Source organism: Pantoea sp. BL1 (genome assembly GCF_000963985.1).
Classification (GTDB): domain Bacteria; phylum Pseudomonadota; class Gammaproteobacteria; order Enterobacterales; family Enterobacteriaceae; genus Pantoea; species Pantoea rwandensis_B.
Window position 1 is genome coordinate 1 of sequence record NZ_JZRH01000083.1, and the last position, 1,584, is coordinate 1,584.

Here is a 1,584-nt window from a genome sequence, read left to right on the forward strand (position 1 = left end):
TACCGGTCCGGTTTGAGAAAGTGCGGCCGGCTGCTATGGTGCCCGTGACAATCTGCGGCAATACGGAGCCTGTAATGCTTACAACCATAATTTACCGGAGCCACCTCGCCGATGACGTGCCCGTCAGCATTCTGCCGGGCATGGTGGAGAAGGCAACGCTGCTCAACGCCCGTCATCAGGTGACGGGCATCCTGCTGTTTAACGGCACGCACTTCTTTCAGATACTGGAAGGTCCGGAACAGGGCGTGCTGGACATCTACGGCCGCATCTGCGCCGACCGGCGTCACCACAACGTGGTTGAGCTGATGCGCGACTACTCGCCGTCGCGGCGCTTCGGCAACCACGGCATGGAGCTGTTCGATCTGCGCCATCACCCCCGCGGCAGCGTGCTGCAGGCGGTGCTTGACCGCGGCACCTCTAAGTACCGCCTGACCTATGACGATCGCGGCCTGCAGTTTCTGCGAACCTTCGTGGAGGCCCGGGAGAAAGAAAACTACTTTGAGGTTTTGCCCGCCGACTACTGGGACTTTGTGCCGGATGAGAACGGGTCACCGGCCCCCGCCGCGGGCGTGACCTTCCGCCCGGTGGTCGACCCGCTCGGTCGTGAGGTCACGGCCCTTGAGGCCATACCCGATGATGCGCCGGAGGGGCTCTCCGGCGATGCGATGTACGTACATAATCTCGCTGCGGTCACCGGGGCGCTGCACAGAGCCGGCAGGTCATGCCCTGACGACATGATGCTCTACCTCAGCATTCTGCCCGGGACGCTGGTATCCGTTCCGGATGCCGTTGGCCGGATTGTCCGCGCCATCGACAGCGCTGAACTGGTGCCGCAGCAAATCATACTGGGCGTCAGCGAGACGGAGGTGATTTCTCAGCTGGAAGCATTTTCCGCCGCGGTGCGGCAGCTGAAGCAGGCCGGCATCAGCCTCTCTATTGATAACTTCGGTGACGGCTCCGCCGGGCTGTCTCTGCTGGCGCACGTCCAGCCGGACCGCGTACGCATCGGCGCCGCGATCGTGCGCAATATTCACCGCAGCGGACCCCGCCAGGCGGTGGTACACGCGGTGCTGCGCTGCTGTTCTGCGCTGGAGATTAACGTCATCGCGGCAGGTATTGAGCAGCCGGAAGAGTGGATGTGGCTGGAGGCGGCAGGGGTCACTGACTTTCAGGGGTCGCTGTTCACCGCAGAGGGCGCGGCCGTTGCCTGGCCGGAGACACGCGAGGCCGTCTGAGGCGCAGGAACAGAACAGGGGCCCGTGGGCCCCGTATGATTAACAGGACGCGGCACGGTGAGGCGGAAGCTGCGTGGCCATAACGGCCGCGGGCACATCAGCCTTTTCCTGCCGCAGGGTCCTGCCGCGGTTGGCCTTTTCAAGCCAGGTGCGGAAATGCGTCATCATGGCCGCCGCATGCTGCGCGTCCGGCGTGCGGTAAATCAGCAGCCGGCTTTTGGTCTGGTTTGAGAAGTCGAGGGCATAAATCTCGATGACGGCGTCGCGCTGCTCGCTTTCAATTGCTGTGAAATGCATGTCAGGCCAGCGGTTCACCTTCAGCATAAACTCACTTAAAATCATTTTTTTC

General features: G+C 62.4%; 2 protein-coding genes. One reads left to right on the forward strand and one right to left on the reverse strand.

What is annotated here, in order from left to right; all coding sequences use genetic code 11:
* Nucleotides 1-74: 74 nt before the first annotated feature.
* On the forward strand, nt 75-1,235 hold the full coding sequence (locus tag VH86_RS24245; protein ID WP_045834392.1) for a diguanylate phosphodiesterase: 1,161 nt from the start codon (nt 75-77) through the stop codon (nt 1,233-1,235).
* Between the two features lie 39 nt (nt 1,236-1,274).
* Here VH86_RS24245 and VH86_RS25975 read toward each other — a convergent pair.
* A partial coding sequence (locus VH86_RS25975; protein WP_231647398.1) for a hypothetical protein occupies nt 1,275-1,584 on the reverse strand: 310 nt, incomplete at its 5' end.